Raw genomic sequence first — 15,781 nt, forward strand, 5'->3', positions numbered from 1 at the left:
CTATTTAAGTGATGTGCTGAAAAGGTTGCCGACACATAAAGTGACTCAGATTGAAGAATTGCTACCACACCGCTGGAAACCTGAACCGAATTAAAAAATAGGCATGGGGTTCAGCGGACGCTTACCTGTGTGCTCACTAACACACCCGATCAATTGAATATTATCCATTTAAAAGCTTAAACCGCTCGATGTTCGACTCGTTAGAGAGCGAGCAACAATGACATGCAGGTTCACTAATTTGACTAAGATGGCGTAAAATAAGCTAGTCACATACTTACACTTAAATTACGCTTCAAATTAAAGGACTTCAACTGCATGAACATGACAGAAATCATGGCTGATCTATCTTCACACACTCCAATGATGCATTAGTATCTTATTATTGATTTTACTATATTTTTTATATCAAATTAGGATTTAGCATACCAAAAGGTATACATAATAAAAAAGCATGCTCCTAAGAGCATGCTTTTCGGTTTAAATCTTCTAAGAGCAACTCTATCATATCATGCTGATGTTTTTCTATACTATCTTCATTCCACTCAGATCCTTTCTTTTTAGCAACCTGCATCATCAACTCTAACTTCAAACTGATTGGCACTTTCTTATGCTCGTCTAGCCAATTGGCTTTTTGAATCGGCATGTCATTGGTGAGTGAAGAATTTTCACTTTGATTCACTAAGCCTAAATTACCAAAACTATGTAACACCGATTTATCAGTAAATGCATCGCCTACTTTAGGTTCCTGTGGATAAAAATGCTCAATCGAGTCCTTATAACTAAAGTAAAACTTATTATGACTCCCTTCTTCCTTCTTTAACAAAAGATAATCTAAATAGTTAAAACAGAAGTAAGGAATCTTTCCATAAGTAAACTGCGTTTTTATGTCTTCTGCAGTGACCGCAGGGTTACGATCAAATTCATCGCCATACATGAAACTTTCATAGTCTTGCTTTGTACTTAAGTACCGCTTCTTGATCAAAGTACGTGCCAAATTTTCCACAAATGCAAAATAGGCAGTTAAGCTAATTCCTTTGTCACTATGATCTATGAGCCAATATAAAACGCTCAACAACCAGTTCTTACGTGCATGCGTAGGGTAGGAAACATGAAATGCTGATAGAAGCATCACAAGGTTTCTTTGACCGCCTTCTAATGCTAATTCATTTTCCCCTTCCTGTTCAGATTGTGAAAAGGTATTTACATAGCTCACATTACCAGAACTATAGTATTTAGGCTTCTTGAGTGACCAACCTTTATATTGCGGACTATTCTCACGTTTGATGACATACAGATCGAAGAGATATCGTGTTTTCAAAAGGAGGTAGACAAAGTCTTTTGCATGACTTGCATCTACAATCGTGTTTTTAAAGCTGTCTAATAACGTCTTATCATCGAGTGCAATCTTGCTAGCGTCGTCATCTTTCAATTGAGTTTTGACATATATTTTCAAAACCTGCATCAGGAAGTTTGGATAATCAATGATGCTTGCAAAACGTTCACTCGACTCTTCATTTGGCTTCTGACTCACAGGAACAGGATTAAGCTTTAGAATTCCTTCCAAAGTGAGCTTATCCCCATAAGAGCTCTTCCCTTCAGTACTCGCATCTTTCGATGGAGTTTCTCTAGGCAGGCATGACTTAAGGTGTTCATAGTCTTTGACACACCATTCATGATATGAACCACCAAATATTTGCTTTCTATCTGTGGGGCTAAAACCATAGGCAACATATTTGTACATATCTTGGCAAGCTGACCATACCTGATGAACAACATGACGATCTTCATTCTCAGCACTTAACAAACTCAGAAAATGAGCCTTAATCACTTCATGGGCTTCTAACTGTTCCCCACGGTTATTCAGTGCATCAAAATAATGTGTCACATCTGCAAGCTCTGGAATCATGGTACGTAAAATTACAACATGATCCAATAAATAGTCTGCAAACTCTGCAAGCCTATCTTCTTGGACAATCTTGAGGCATTCTTCCTGAATAATGCGATAACCTCTGAGAATAGCGTGATCCCCATATTCTGCATTTAATCGTTCTATTTTTTGTTCAATAGATTGATCACTGACAAACTTCCAAAGTGAATTTAGGAGAATTGCTGACTTTTCACGGCTTTCAAAACTTAAATGTATGCCATTAAATTGATCTAGCTTTTTATTTTTAAGTTTAGATTTTAAGAATAAAGCTAAAAGATTTAAGGTTGTAAAACGTTGCTGTCCATCTAGTACTTCAAAGTAATGCTCTTTTTTTGCGACCACCAAACTACCGATATAATAGTTTTCAAGACTAGTCTGTGACTTTAAATAATAGTCGTAAACATCCTGTATCAATGCTCGAATCTGTGGTCGTCCCCAAGCATAATTTCTTTGATATACAGGAATTTGATAATTTAATTCCTTCTCAGTTAATAACTCCAATTTTCCAGTTAATAACTCCAAAATAGTATATGGCTTTGATTGCTCTGTAGACATTATTATTACTCCGCCATGTATTTCATTTCTTTGAACAATTTTTCAACACCTTTAGCTTTGCTTGTTAGGCTAGCTTTAATATAGATATCCAAGGAAAAATTAAAAAAGTCTTTCGGTCGTAATGATTGATCCAAACGCCTAAAGAGATTCTGACCTATCACATGGTTCTCAATACTGGACTCATAAATACTGGATTGCTTAAGGCGTAAACTGTATGCCCAAATAAATCCTATCTCCAAAGCATTAGAAAACTCCGCTTCACCAAAGCGATCATAGTAAGCCAATAGAAAAGCATTGAGCACTTTCTGGACATAGCCATCACCTGTTCTTGTCCTGCCTGAATAATCATAGTCTTTAGGATTTTCAGTCAAGGCAACACCATTGATGACTTGCCAAATTTTTTTCGATATTGCTGTGGTTAATAATGGCATGACCCAATCACCATAATCTGGTGGATTAAGCAATCCTAAAGCTTTACTCTCATAATGGCTAAACCACTCAAAAAAACGTCGCCCATTGATCATGGTTTGAGTGATTTGAAATGGATAAGCCAAATGTATATTATCTACCTTGCGGAAGCGATCATTGTTGTACTCATCAACCATACTGTGCAAGATACGATATGACTGGCTCAGTGGAAACTGATCTTCCTGATGCAGTGACAAACCTTTAAAACCCTCCACCTGCTCTTTACCAAAGTGGAATGCCTTTTCCCCATTAGTCCATTGTCTGATGGGATAGAGGAAATGAGAAAATATCCGATGGACATCCTTTTCATTCCTTTGCTCCCATTGCTGAACGGCTTTCGTTTTCAACTCAGCTTCTGATGGATCAAATTCTCGCAGATGATATGCCTTCAACAAATCATGTGGATGAAGATCCAATCCTCTCGAGTTCTGTGAATCAAAGAATTGAAAAGCCTCTGACAGCTTGCTTAACTCAACAATAACAAACTCACATTTGGTCAGCAGAATATCAATATATTCCTCTAAGGGCTTTGAGCGTGGCTTATCGATGAGCTTTTCAACCACATCATAATTTCGGCGTAAGTTTTCTTGACTCATGCGACACGCAGGAATCTCTAAACTGAACTCAGGAAGAATCAACCTGTTTAATTGACTTTTTCTCGCTTGCAAGGCATGCCAAATTAAATAAAAGGTTAATGTCCGTTGTTGTCCGTCCACAATATTTTTTTTAACATCAGGTAACTTGTGTTGGACAATCATTCTGAGATGATGCTGATTGCAATCATTATGGTTCTTCGTGCGAATGATCAAAGTAGGCTTGTGTAGAACAATTGTCCCTAGGCGATACTTATAACGATCATCATCACGATTCTTTGCCGTAATACCCGCAACAAAATAATCTAAGTCATCAAACAGCGTTCTGACATGCTTCTCTGTCCACTTATAAGGACGTTGATAATCAGGAATACTTAAAGCTTGTTGGTAAAGTTCTTTTAATGAGATAACTCTCGGCTCTAAAGTTGCTATGGTCATGTTTTTTCAATCTTAATTTCTAAATGTTCATCATGCAGATTGCTCAAAATATTCTGATAAATTTGATAATTGTCAGAATCCTTTATGACAAAAACCACCTCATCAATGAACGAATAATCTGGCAAAGTGGACAATACTGTTCCTATGGCTATTTCTGCTGCCAATTGCTTTGGGAAAGCATAAACACCTGTAGAGATGGAGGGGAATGAAACTTTTTTAGCTCGTACTTCATTTGCTTTGATCAAAGCATTTGAATATGCACTACACAGCAAATCTGCTTCATTATGATCACCATTCAACCATCTTGGTCCAACGGCATGAATAATATATTGTGCCGGCAAGTCACCTGCGATCGTTACCTCTGCCTGTCCCGTAGGACATCCACCTTTTAGCTTGTTTAACTCTATACAGGCTTGCTTCATCAGTAGTCCTGCTTTCTTATGGATTACGTAATCTAAACCACCTCCACCTAGTAGCGACTTATTCGCAGAGTTCACAATAGCATCCACAGCAAGCTTAGTGATATCCTCTCGTACTAACAGTATTTTTTTTCGTTTATTCATTTATATTGCTTTCAAGTATATTTTCATGAAAAGTAAATTCTTAATAAATAAAAACAAAATCATATGCCCACATAAAACTTTTCAATCAACTGGCGTGTCTTGACCAGCAAATTGCTAAACACGTTCTCCCGCTCAAACAGCTTAACCTTATAGTTTGGTAAGTCCTTCAACTCTTCTTTACGTGGTAGGCGTTTGGTGAACTCATAATGCTCCAGAACCTGCTTCATGGCTTCTGGTTTCAGGTTTTCTTCTTTACAAAGATGCTGATAGGCCTGTTCTTTTTCAGCATCCCAGAATGCAGCAAAAGCCGTTTGGACGCTCTGTCCATTGATCATCTTAGGCATGTTTTCTTCAATGAATTTTTGAATCAGGTCTTGCTTATCGTGCAAGCTAATATCGCTACTGATTAAGTCATAAATTTGCGCTTGGTACTTCTGACGTTTGTCCTCTGAGTCTGTATCAACAACAAGCTGTAGTAGATTGATGATATAACCAACATTAATGCGATCACTGTGCAGTAAATCCAGCTGAAAATCGACATCATCCAATACCGATACTTTTTCTTTCTTGGTGGTCTTTCTAACGGCACGACATAGGTCAGCATACTTAGAGGCGAAGTTTGCAAAGTGCTGCTTATCAAGTTGTGTTTGGTCTTGATCGTATTCAATAAAAGTTTGTAATTGCGCGTTATAGCGCATCACTTCACGGAAAGCTTTAATAAATTCGAGTTGCTGTTCTTCAGTGACAAGATCATCGACTGATTGGTAATTGGGCGTTAAGGCAAACAATTTGCTCACCGCTGCTTGGTAATCCTGTTCGATTTCCGCATAGCTGGGAACAAGTACAATCTTGGTCGTTTCTTTATTGGAAAATAGCGCCAGTGCTTCATCTGTGGCGCGTTTCAGGTTGCGGAAACAGATGATATTGCCAAATGGTTTTTTATCGTTGTAGACACGGTTGGTACGAGAGAATGCTTGAATCAAGCCATGATATTTTAGGTTTTTATCGACATACAAGGTATTTAGCGGCTTAGAGTCAAAACCCGTGAGGAACATATTGACCACAATTAGAATATCAATCTGTCTGTTTTTTACGCGCTGTGCAATGTCGCGGTAGTACGCATAAAATTGATCACCTGAATTGTAGTTGGTTTTAAACTGTCGGTTGTAATTGGCAATGTATCGATCTAGCTTATCCCGACTGGATGAGTTGACCTGACTTGGAATATCTGCGGCTTCTTCGTGAATCAAGCCAGTTAAGTCATCAGTAGATACAGCCTCATTTGCCGCATAGGAAAAGATGGTGGCAATGGTCAACGGTTTAAATATCCGACCTTGTGCTTCATCTTCAATTTGTTTTTCAGCCTGCACCTTTTCAAAGATGTCGTAATATTGAGTCAGTGTTTCGACTGAACTGACACAGAACATTGCGGTAAATTCACGATTACGGGTTTTGGTATCGTGGATATTGACAATGTAGCGGGCAATCATTTCTAGGCGTTGCGGGTTGTCATACAGTTCTTTGGTATCGATGCCTTCTACATCTTCCTCATAACTGTCATTCGTCGCCATGCCTTTGGCGGTGTATTTGCCACGATAATCAATCTGGAACTGCAAGACGTTACGATCACGGATGGCATCGACAATCACGTATTTATGCAAACACTCATTAAACAGGTAATCTGTGGTGAGTTTTAAACCTGCTTTGCTTTGGCTGTTCTTTTCAAAAATGGGCGTACCGGTAAAACCAAACATCTGTGCATTGCGGAAGAATTTTTTGATGTTCTGATGGGTCTCACCAAATTGACTGCGATGACATTCATCAAAAATAAACACCACTTTTTTATTTTTAAGATAATCAATCGATTCTAAATAACGGTCGGTGCTGATGGCCCGATTGAGCTTTTGTATGGTGGTCACAATCAGTTTGTCATGACGTTGATCGAGCTGTTTTACCAAGGTCGATGTGTTATCGGTGCTGTCCACGCTGTCGGCTTTAAAAGCATTAAATTCGCGTGAGGTTTGCGTATCGAGGTCGTTACGATCGACCACAAACAGAACTTTTTCCACATCAGGCATTTGCATGATGATCTGACTGGCTTTAAATGAGGTCAGGGTTTTGCCTGAACCAGTAGTGTGCCAGATATAGCCGTTCTGATCGGAGTTTTGCACATGCTCCACAATTTTCTGTACTGCATAAATCTGATAGGGACGCAGCACCATCAGGCTTTTGGTGGTTTCTAGCAGCACCATGTACTGGGTCAGCATTTGGGTCAGATGCTGCTGATTGAAAAAAGCTTCGGCAAAGTCGACAATTTCATTGATGTGTTTGTTGCTGACATCGGCCCATGGAAAGGCAAACTCGATGCCTGTGGTGCCGTTGGAGTAATAACGGGTATTGGCACCGTTACTAATCACAAACAACTGGATAAAGCCAAACAGCCCTTGCCCAGCCCAATACGCTTCACGAATATAGCGTTGCGTTTGATTAAAGGCTTCGGCAATTTCCATGCCGCGTTTTTTCAGCTCGATCTGTACCAAGGGCAAACCATTGACCAGTAAAGTCACATCAAAACGGCTGGTTCTGCCATTATAGTCGCGGTGGTCGATGGTGATTTGATTGGTGACTTGATAGATGTTCTTGCTTGGGTCATCCGAGAGAAAAAAGATGTGTTTGCTGCTGCCGTCATCAAATTTGACTGGAAATAGATCACGCAGATTCTTGGCTCGCTCAAACACTGTGCCTGTGTTTAAAAAACTGATGACCTGTTTCCATTCCGTTTCTGACAGAGGCGCTAGTCCATTGGCGCGTTCGACTTGGGTTTTGAGGTTAGACAGTAGTTGGCTTTCGTCCTTGAGCGTCACTGAGGCATAACCCAATTGCTTGAGTTGGCCAATCAGTTCATTTTCAAGTTGATATTCGCTTTGTACTGTCATTTCCTTTCCCTCTAAAATCTTAAATTATTCACTTCAATGTTTGTTTAATTAAACTCAAGATATATTCTAAATTTTCTGTATCTGACACGATCACCTCACAATCACCATTTCCCCAATGCCCAATATTAGTTACATCTTTCGCGAGCTGTTTCGGGTCATCCAGTTGATTAAAAGGCATATTCAACCATATACGAATTTGCTTTGTCCCAATACTCATATAGACATAGTTGCGCTTACCCTTACGGAAGGCTATGTACATTTTCTTGGGATGAACCTCTAAATCGGTAGTTAAGCCCAGAATTGAGTCCCTGAATTGCTCATATAGCTCTTTGATGTCATCGGACTTATCCGCCAAGTGATAGGCTTCATCATATTGCTGGATTTCTTTAGCAATTTTTTGAATATCTTCAGAGTCAACCTTTTGCACTTGCTTAATTGAAGGGGCTGATTTGGCTTTCTGCAATGGATTGACTGAAACAATTCCACCTTGATAGCGTTTGATTTCCCACAGCTCAATGCCCAAATCTTTAAAATTAGTAGACTGCTTTTGAAAGTCAGTAAAGCTCGGTGAAACAAAGATGATTCGGCTCTGGGACCAGTCGACATCCTGACGTTTAAGCTGTTTGCTCTGGCTCTCATTGTACTCAACGATAAAATCGGCCTTATAGTCGAGCATCAGATTCAGATAAGAAACGCCTTGGTCAATCACGCTATAATTGCGTTCACGCTTGTATTCTATAATTACGAAAGCCTGACTTTCGGGATCGAAAGCCAGTGTATCAATACGGTTGTTTTTAATGGTGAATTCAGACTTGATGAATTCCAGACCCGTAAAACTGTAAAGATTGTTTTCAAACAGGCTTTGAATTTCTCTTTCCAAACGAAAAGGATCTTCTGTAAGTTCTACTAATGACTGTGCTTGGGTTTGATAAAGCTGCATTAAAAATCTCGAATTATCTATTCTTCAAATGTTTGTCTAAGCGGATTACTCAAAGAAACGCTATATAAAAGTTTTAATCTCTGAATTGTCATTGGAATACCATTTTCGGTTTTATGGAGCATGGCGTGACAGTTAGGACAGACTGGTCTTAGATCCTCTTTAGGATCTACTTCATACTCTTCGCCAATCGTGTGCAAAGACTTAAGATGATGTACATGGATGAAATCTTTAGCAAATGAGCCATACATATGTTCAAAGCTCAAGCCACAAACGCAACAACGTGTTCCATAAATTTCTATACATTTAGCCCTTGCTTCAGGGTTACGCTCATATTTATTCACTAAAACCGTTTGCTTAGCACCTTCAGGAAAGGTTTCATTTTCTAAACCTGCTTCATCTGGATAGTCGGTATTCACACTATCAGTTTTAAATTCATTAAAAATATGAGTTAAAAAAATGCGAATTGGATCATTTGAAGCTTTATCTCGATCTGTGCGACGACCTTGAATAGGAACATCAGGAATTAAATTTTCCTGTCTGAAATATTCAAAAGACAAAGTGGATTTATCCACTTTGTTTAACTTTTCAAAAATAGAGTATCCACCTAGATAACTTTCAATTTTCTTTTTATCCGACCAAAATACTTTCTGTGCTACTGGGTATTCTGAGTTTTCCGCATGCCCCAGAACTTTGAATTGATACATCACCTTTGAGATGGGTTGGGTCACATATACATGAACAATATCATTGATTTGTAACCCTTTACCTTCACTAGTGGCTGAATTCTTCCAATAAATCTGCGGCAAAGTATCATAAGCTGCTTCTAAATCAAACTCAGCATAATTCACGGTTACTAGCCAATTTGCCATAACTTTCCCCCTAAACAAACATCTGCTGCAACAAGCCTTTTTTCCAAATTTTCGCTTGTTCAATTTGCTGTGCCACGACTTCAATTTTTTGGTCAATGGCAGATAAGAAATTGGCGATTTTGGTTTGTTCTTCTAAGCAAGGAAGACAAACTTTTAATGTATTCAATGATGCAAAACTTATAGCTGGCATAGTCGTACTAGAACTTAATTGACGGACTTGCGGATAAAGACTCTCAAATAAATAATATGAAAATTTAGAAAAAACTTGTTTTGGATGAATAGGAATTATGCGAAATAAGTTATTTGCAATCACACCTTCATACCCAAAACCTAATAAACCAGGTGAACCATATCGAACCATGAATAGATCATCTTTTTCTATTAAATCATTTTTTGAATAATCAACTATATATCGATGGGGCTCATGAGTAGAAGTCAAATCGACAATCCGTATAAACCTAGTACTAGCATCAGTCTTGTATAAATCCTGATCCTCTATCGAAACTTGTTTACCTTGTTTAAATTTAAAAACATCACCAATTTCAAGAAATAACCACTCCCCAAACTCACTCCCATCATCCGCTTTAAAACGAATTTCCTGACTAAACAACTTTTGCATCATGCCTTGTTTATATTGGCTGAGCAGCGCATGTTTTTGGGTGAGTTGGCTAATCTTTTCATCCACTGCGGAAAGGAAAGAGGCGATTTTGGTTTGTTCTTCTAACTTAGGTAACGCAAATGAGAAACTCCCAATTTGTTGTAAGTTTAGATTTGGTTGAGCTCCAGTTGATATATTTATATCAATATATTTTTCCATAAAAGGTGAGTTTAAAACCTTTGAAATAAATATTTTACTGTAGTTTTCTTTTAATCGAATAATGGCTAAGGCTTGATTTGTATTAGCTGGCAGCAGTTCCTTTTGTACGATTGCATTTTTCCCGATTGTAGCTCCAGCAATAGCAAATAAAATATCACCCTCCATCAAAACTGATCTTTTCAATTCTTTATTATTTATTTCATCACTGATAGTTTGACACTTTGACAAATCAAACCCATTTTGAGTAATAGCTTCAATTTTCAGAAAATTAATATTTCCCTCTATGAATTGCTTAGGGGTTGTACCTTTAGTAATTAAAGTACTAATTTCTAATAGAGAAACTGAACTCCAATCCCCATCAAACTCTTTAAACCGTAACTTCGGTGCAGCCATTACTTCACCTCCACAAATGGTGAAGCAATACCTAGCTCTTTGCAAAAAATTGCAATGATGGCATTAGTCTTTTGGCTCTCAACTTCCAAAGCCTGAAGCTGTTGGGCAATCGCATCTAAATCAATGTCGGCTTCCGCTTCAAAAGTATCCACATAACGCGGGATATTCAGGTTGTAATCGTTGTCTTTGACTTCTTGCAAGGTCGCCACATGCGCATACTTTTCAATATTTTCACGCTTTTCAAATGCCGCAACAATCTTATCCAAATGCTTAGGCAATAACTTGTTTTGATTCTTCTGCTTTTCAAACTCATTGCTAGCATCAATAAACAGAATATTGCCGCTCTGCTCACGGTTTTTCTTCAACACCAAAATACAGGTCGGAATAGACGTACCGTAGAAAATATTGGCGGGTAAACCAATAATGGCATCCACCACGTTCATCTGGTCAATCAAGTATTGACGAATCACGCCCTCACTCGAACCACGGAACAATACGCCATGCGGTAACACCACCGCCATGGTGCCGTTGTCATCCAGTTGATACAGCATGTGCTGTACAAAAGCCATATCAGCTTTAGAACTTGGCGCCAGTTTGCCATACGCGGCAAAGCGTTCATCTTGTAAAAATAACGGATCGGCAGACCATTTTGCAGAAAATGGCGGATTCGCCACCACCGCATCAAACTTTTTATCTAAATGCTGCGGACGGGTTAAAGTATTTTCCTGCTTGATGTCGAACTTGGCAAAATGCACGTCATGCAGAATCATGTTCATTCGTGCCAAGTTGTAGGTGGTACGGTTCATTTCCTGACCGTAAATCATATCGACATCTTTTACTTCACGTTTTACCCGTAGCAACAACGAACCCGAACCGCAAGTCGGGTCATAGACTGAACGTAAACGCTCCTTGCCTTGGGTGACAATCTTCGCCAGTAAGGTCGATACCGTTTGCGGCGTATAGAATTCCCCCGCTTTTTTGCCCGCGCCTGAGGCAAATTCACCAATCAGGTACTCGTAAGCATCACCCAGTACATCGGCTTCGGTATTACTAATATCAAAATCAATATCATCTAAATGACTCAGGACTTTCGCCACCAGTGCATTACGGTCACTGGCATTATTGCCAAGCTTGGTTGAGTTTAGATCCAAATCTTCAAACAGGTTGGCAAAGTCATCGGCAGAGTCGGTGCCTAACGTGCTTTGTTCAATTGATTTTAAGGTCGCAGTTAAATCATCTAGAATAAATTCGCCCTGACGACCACGCTCGGCTAAGGTATGGAATAGCTGTTTGGGTGTGAGCGCATAACCCACTTCGGCAATGGCATTCTTTTTAATTTCTTCGATGTACGGCACATGCTCAGGATTATTTTCATCTAATTCTAAAAAGCTAAGGTCTTCGCCATCGAGCAATTCATTGGCAAAGTTCACCGACTTTTCCGATAAATATTTAAAGAAAATAAAACCCAGAATGTAATCACGGAATTCATCGGCGCCCATGGTGCCACGCAAAGTATTGGCAATATTCCAAAGTTGTTTTTGTAATTGTTGCAGTTGTACTTGGGTCATTGTTATGGAAGTCCAAATAAGTAAATCATTAATAAAATGATTTTACCTAAAATTCTATAACATGCAGCAGTAAAAAGGTGGAAAAGGACATTATTTGTCGCTTTACTTCAACTTATGGACATAAAGCCATAAAAATAAAACTCCCATACTAGAGATGGGAGTTTTATAGTGATCGTACTTTTGATGAAGAATTAAAAAATCATAAGCTTGTAGTCAGGTCTAATTACTTTTGAAGAGTAATGATGCATTTTCATAGGCTCAATAATAGACCTAAAATACTTGGACCAATCTTGATAGCTCCATGAAGCACCTACCACATGATTGGCCTCAACCAAAAATGCTTGCTCACAGATAAGAGCTATTTTCAGATCCACCCATAGTTCTTGACTAAGAAGATTAAACCTTAAAGGTTCATCTAAAGTAGGGTGCTTCAGAAGATGTCCCACATCAGTAAATGCAAATACTCTACCGCAATATTGCCCATTGAGATCTTTAGATATTTGATAGGCAAATCCATGTAAATTATCTAAATTTTCCTTTTTCAGCATATTGATAAACTTACGTACTACCGCTACAAACTGCTGCTCATCTTTAAGCTGTAATGGAATACTCATACGTCGGTAAATGGCATAAAATTTGAAATCTACCTGATGAATGCAGATCTGTTGATGCTCACGTAAAAGTTTTGCAACAAATCGATTAACCGTGTTTTGTTGATCTTTTACCTGTTGAGAAGTTTTGAAAATTGCTTTGGTCATCGTTTTTTCGTCAACTAACGCCCTACCGCGTAACTCATTCCAACATCGCTCAATCAGCATGATATTTCTAAAATGCAGATCATCTTTTTGACAGTGAACTGATAGGGGCAAATTTCTAATTATCTCAGAGCATTCTTTGAAACATTGAAATACTTTTTGTATTTGTGGATCAAAAACATGCTCTTCACCTAACTGTGGATTAAAGCAGTCAAAGTAGTGCGAGGCTACGTGCAAAAAATGATTCAATAGATCAGTGGAAAGATATCCTACATCATTGTTAGTATTCGAATTTAAACTCAAAATTCTAGCAGCGGGTGAGGTAATTTTTTTAAATAACTTGAGTGCTTCTGTAAGCACCAAAGCTTGTTGTGGTAAAACATAATTTACAGGAACTGGAATTACTTTGGTCTGTGGCGATAGTGCTGCGTATGTATTCATATATAGGCTCTGATATGTATTTTTTTAGTGCCCTGCTCATCAGGTGAATGAGCAGGTATAACTTCGGTGATATGTAGATTTATGTCCCTCTACGAGGGCGGCCTGATTTACGTTTACTTGCTGGCATCTGACTTGTACCAAATGTTTTGAGCCTACTACCACTGGGTATAAACGCGTGTTGCTTATCTTTAGTGAAATATTTGATAACTAGTGACTCTAATGCGCTATGAGCTTTTTCATCATCATGATGTAACATTCCAATAGCTAAATATTTATAGCGTTCTTTTGAACCATTACAGCTGTAGTAGCTTCCCTTAGCCTCAGTAAGTTGTACCCATTCCTTGCCGAACTGGTCAGCTATAATCTCGTCTTTTTGATGTTTATTACCATCTAAGAAGAAAATAGTATGATAGTGATAGCCTTTATCAACGCCGTATTCTAGTTTCCAAATATAACCAATAGGTCGCTGATGTATTGAAAATCTTGATTTCAAAAATTTCTTAAACATCTTTCTGATCAGATTCAAATCTTCAGAAAGATTTCTACATTTTTTCGCAATTGCAAAATCAAGACGCAAGACTAGTAACTTTGAATATTTAACTCTAAGCTTGTTTAGCAACTGAATAGCACGCGCTTCTTGATGTTTTAATCTTTCAAATCGATTGCTCTGTGCCTGAATAAATTCATCTTCCAGTGTGCCTGAAAAAATTTTAGAAACAAAAGCATTTGCTAGATCTGCAAAGATAATAGGTTCTCCCGCGATAGGGAGAACATCATTTGCTTGAAAATTTTTAAAATAGCGTGGTTCAAAATTTATAGGTTTTAATATTTCTTCATATGCTCGCATATACACTTGAGTATATTCATTATTAATCGCTAATTCAGTCAAATCATCGGGATTCGGACATTGAGATAACAGATTTCTAACCAAGGGATCCGCTTTTTTAAACCGCCCTGTCTGTAATTTAGGAAAAGCACTAGAAATCTTATTGTCAACAATAAGATCAATTAACGTCTCAAGTTTAGAGTAGTCCTTATCCGCTTGTTCTAAAAGATAGGAAGCAGTGTCTGATGTTTCAAATTGCGATTTGATTTTGTCATTTTTACTCATAGTCATTACTTTTTCCAGACATGAGTTCTCCCTGAAGGTATAGCTTGTGGGCTATACCTATTTCATAGAAGGCTCATGTGTATAATTAATAGAAGATATAAACCCTTAATCCTTAATTACTTAATATTATTAAGTACCTAAAGTCTGCTGATTGGCTGAACAAGGCATAGGTGGACTTAACTGCTTGGATAGCTGGGGATTTATATAGTTAACTCGTTGGAAAGTTATCCTTTTAGTAGTTGGCTACACTTCTTGTTTTTAACCAAGTACAGATGTCTTTTTCAAACCACCCTACAGCATTCAAACTTAGTTTGATTGGTCTAGGAAAGTCCTTATCATACCGAGGTGACTTTGGATTCATTTTGTCATAAATTGTTGACCGGCTTAAGCCAACTTTAGACGTAAGTCCTTCAATACGTAAAATATTATCACTTAACACCTTTTGTTCCGCTCCATTTTTAATCGGTATGAGAGAGTCTGAAGAAATCTGATTCAGATGTTAAGCACACCAATATCGGAATTTTTTATGCCATCTAATCACACGCATCATTTATATAAACAAGCACACCCTTTAATACGAAAAATTCTTGAATTGGAAATTGAAAAAAGGGTATTCGCTAAAAAATATCCATATCTTTTTAGTGAGTTATTAATTTTTAGAGATAAATTTTCCAATGAACTAAAGAATTGGCTATTTGATTATTACTCACATCTTGTAGTACCTATTGATAAGAATCAAAAAATCGATAAAAAAACTGTAGATACTGCGTTAAATACAATGATTAAAGAAACGTTAGTTTTTTTAAAATTAATAGAAGTATCAATAACTTATTTTCAAACTGGAATTTTACAAATCTCACAACTCAAACTAAAAACATATCATATCGATGAAAATGCATTCATGGATTTTTTGTCCCCATACGCAGACGAGTTTAAAAAAAAATTCTCTGGAACTGTAGAAAAAAGTGATTTGATTAAACTCTTCAACCAGTACAGCTTTACAGATTTGCTATCACAAAACTGCTTATTAAACTTATTACGAGATGTAATAGATATATCGTTAACTTATACTTATCTTACTGTTTTTAATAAAGATAGTAAAATTGAAATGGTTATTTCCCATCTCAAAATGTATTTACTTTATAAGTATCACACACCATTAGGGATGAATAACCTTGTGTCATACATAGAAGAGATGTACTACTCAGAAGATGGTGAGAAATATCATTCTACTCTAGACATCTCGATCAATGTTGAGGATAAGGAAATTAACTGGAGTGAGGGTAATCCTCCCTAAAAATAATTGAGTTTAAAAGTAGAAAATCGAATAACCTTGATTTAAGGAGATTTTCTATGAAAACATCTAAGTATTCAGACAGCTTGATCATGAGTATCTTGAAGCAAGCT

General features: G+C 37.7%; 12 protein-coding genes and 2 pseudogenes. 2 read left to right on the plus strand and 12 right to left on the minus strand.

From position 1 onward, the window contains the following. Nucleotides 1–94 (plus strand): transposase domain-containing protein (locus tag FTU98_RS12780; protein WP_178867550.1); only part of this gene is annotated, 94 nt, incomplete at its 5' end. A 363-nt stretch (nt 95–457) separates the two neighbouring features. Here FTU98_RS12780 and FTU98_RS12785 read toward each other — a convergent pair. The 12 genes and pseudogenes from FTU98_RS12785 to FTU98_RS12835 all read right to left on the minus strand — a co-directional run bounded on the left by FTU98_RS12785 (nt 458) and on the right by FTU98_RS12835 (nt 14,813). Then, nucleotides 458–2,482, minus strand: a complete 2,025-nt coding sequence (locus FTU98_RS12785; protein ID WP_180051498.1) for a DUF262 domain-containing protein — start codon at nt 2,480–2,482, stop codon at nt 458–460. A 5-nt stretch (nt 2,483–2,487) separates the two neighbouring features. Further along, a complete protein-coding gene (locus FTU98_RS12790; RefSeq protein WP_180051499.1) occupies nt 2,488–3,981 on the minus strand; it encodes a DUF262 domain-containing protein in 1,494 nt (497 codons plus the stop codon). Beyond that, nucleotides 3,978–4,544 (minus strand): macro domain-containing protein, encoded by a 567-nt coding sequence (locus FTU98_RS12795; RefSeq protein WP_180051500.1) that lies wholly within the window; start codon nt 4,542–4,544, stop codon nt 3,978–3,980. The genes FTU98_RS12790 and FTU98_RS12795 overlap by 4 nt, the downstream gene beginning before the upstream one ends. A gap of 59 nt (nt 4,545–4,603) precedes the next feature. After that, entirely contained in the window at nt 4,604–7,480 is a 2,877-nt protein-coding gene (locus FTU98_RS12800) for a type I restriction endonuclease subunit R (protein ID WP_180051501.1), read from the minus strand. A gap of 28 nt (nt 7,481–7,508) precedes the next feature. Continuing rightward, nucleotides 7,509–8,420, minus strand: a complete 912-nt coding sequence (locus FTU98_RS12805) for a DUF5655 domain-containing protein (protein WP_180051502.1) — start codon at nt 8,418–8,420, stop codon at nt 7,509–7,511. A 17-nt stretch (nt 8,421–8,437) separates the two neighbouring features. Then, on the minus strand, nt 8,438–9,289 hold the full coding sequence (locus FTU98_RS12810; RefSeq protein ID WP_180051503.1) for an HNH endonuclease: 852 nt from the start codon (nt 9,287–9,289) through the stop codon (nt 8,438–8,440). Between the two features lie 10 nt (nt 9,290–9,299). Then, nucleotides 9,300–9,908, minus strand: a pseudogene (locus FTU98_RS14095) (restriction endonuclease subunit S); the annotation flags it as partial. 93 nt (nt 9,909–10,001) lie between these two features. Continuing rightward, nucleotides 10,002–10,499 (minus strand): annotated as a pseudogene (locus FTU98_RS14100) (restriction endonuclease subunit S); the annotation flags it as partial. Then, nucleotides 10,499–12,067, minus strand: a complete 1,569-nt coding sequence (locus FTU98_RS12820) for a type I restriction-modification system subunit M (RefSeq protein ID WP_180051505.1) — start codon at nt 12,065–12,067, stop codon at nt 10,499–10,501. The pseudogene FTU98_RS14100 and the gene FTU98_RS12820, both read right to left, overlap by 1 nt. A 191-nt stretch (nt 12,068–12,258) precedes the next feature. Then, nucleotides 12,259–13,263 carry a hypothetical protein gene (locus FTU98_RS12825; RefSeq protein ID WP_180051506.1) on the minus strand — a complete coding sequence of 335 codons (1,005 nt, stop codon included), beginning with the start codon at nt 13,261–13,263 and terminating at the stop codon, nt 12,259–12,261. 79 nt (nt 13,264–13,342) lie between these two features. Continuing rightward, a complete protein-coding gene (locus tag FTU98_RS12830; protein WP_180051507.1) occupies nt 13,343–14,380 on the minus strand; it encodes an inovirus-type Gp2 protein in 1,038 nt (345 codons plus the stop codon). A gap of 226 nt (nt 14,381–14,606) precedes the next feature. Next, nucleotides 14,607–14,813: an AlpA family phage regulatory protein gene (locus tag FTU98_RS12835; protein WP_180051508.1), complete on the minus strand. Its 207-nt coding sequence runs from the start codon at nt 14,811–14,813 to the stop codon at nt 14,607–14,609. Between the two features lie 87 nt (nt 14,814–14,900). On the opposite strand from FTU98_RS12835, the gene FTU98_RS12840 reads away from it, so the two are divergent. Next, nucleotides 14,901–15,671 carry a hypothetical protein gene (locus FTU98_RS12840; RefSeq protein WP_180051509.1) on the plus strand — a complete coding sequence of 257 codons (771 nt, stop codon included), beginning with the start codon at nt 14,901–14,903 and terminating at the stop codon, nt 15,669–15,671. The last annotated feature ends 110 nt before the right edge of the window (nt 15,672–15,781 follow it).

This window comes from Acinetobacter sp. YH12211 (assembly GCF_013418015.1).
Lineage (GTDB): Bacteria > Pseudomonadota > Gammaproteobacteria > Pseudomonadales > Moraxellaceae > Acinetobacter > Acinetobacter towneri.

Coding starts and splice junctions, on each gene's coding strand:
- FTU98_RS12795 (WP_180051500.1), bottom strand. CDS start 4,544: ATGAATAAACGAAAAAAAATACTGTTAGTACGAGAGGATATCACTAAG.
- FTU98_RS12825 (WP_180051506.1), bottom strand. CDS start 13,263: ATGAATACATACGCAGCACTATCGCCACAGACCAAAGTAATTCCAGTT.
- FTU98_RS12820 (WP_180051505.1), bottom strand. CDS start 12,067: ATGACCCAAGTACAACTGCAACAATTACAAAAACAACTTTGGAATATT.
- FTU98_RS12810 (WP_180051503.1), bottom strand. CDS start 9,289: ATGGCAAATTGGCTAGTAACCGTGAATTATGCTGAGTTTGATTTAGAA.
- FTU98_RS12840 (WP_180051509.1), top strand. CDS start 14,901: ATGCCATCTAATCACACGCATCATTTATATAAACAAGCACACCCTTTA.
- FTU98_RS12785 (WP_180051498.1), bottom strand. CDS start 2,482: ATGTCTACAGAGCAATCAAAGCCATATACTATTTTGGAGTTATTAACT.
- FTU98_RS12790 (WP_180051499.1), bottom strand. CDS start 3,981: ATGACCATAGCAACTTTAGAGCCGAGAGTTATCTCATTAAAAGAACTT.
- FTU98_RS12830 (WP_180051507.1), bottom strand. CDS start 14,380: ATGACTATGAGTAAAAATGACAAAATCAAATCGCAATTTGAAACATCA.
- FTU98_RS12800 (WP_180051501.1), bottom strand. CDS start 7,480: ATGACAGTACAAAGCGAATATCAACTTGAAAATGAACTGATTGGCCAA.
- FTU98_RS12805 (WP_180051502.1), bottom strand. CDS start 8,420: ATGCAGCTTTATCAAACCCAAGCACAGTCATTAGTAGAACTTACAGAA.